At 40.9% G+C, this 553-nt stretch carries 1 protein-coding gene; it reads left to right on the top strand.

Annotation, left to right across the window (positions count from 1 at the left end):
• Positions 1-413: hypothetical protein (locus ACLJPX_RS44260; protein WP_410606087.1), on the top strand; the 413-nt coding region annotated here is incomplete at its 5' end.
• Between the last annotated feature and the right edge of the window lie 140 nt (positions 414-553).

The following is a 553-nucleotide window of genomic DNA, read 5'->3' as shown; positions in this document are numbered from 1 at the left end:
CGATCTTAATGGAGTGTAAGGGAATTGAATATAATCAATCCGAATGTAATGGAATGGAATGGAAAGGAATGGAATGGAATGGAATGGAATGGAATGGAATGGAATGGAATCAACTCGATTGCAATCGAATGGAATGGAATGGAATTAACCCGAATAGAATGGAATGGAATGGAATGGAATGGAATGGAATGGAATGGAACGGAACGGAATGGAATGGAATGGAATGGAATGGAATCAACGCGAGTGCAGGGGAATGGAATGGAATGGAATGCAATGGAATGGAATCTTCCGGAATGGAATGGAATGGAATGGAATGCAATGAAATGGAATCAACCCGAGTGCAATGGAATGGAGAGGAATGGAATGGAATGGAATGGAACAACCCGAATGGAATGGAATGTAATGGAGTGTAAGGGAATTGAATAGAATCAATCCGAATGTAATGGAATGGAATGGAACGGAATGGAATGGAATGGAATGGAATCAACCCGAGTGCAATCGAATGGAATCGAATGGAATGGAATGCAATGGAATGGATTCAACTTGAATGCAA

Origin of the sequence: Amycolatopsis sp. lyj-90 (assembly GCF_046549035.1) — a bacterium.
In the GTDB taxonomy this organism is placed as follows: Bacteria; Actinomycetota; Actinomycetes; order Mycobacteriales; family Pseudonocardiaceae; genus Amycolatopsis.
Note: the sequence above shows the minus strand (reverse complement) of the source record. Positions and strands in the feature narration are given on the sequence as shown.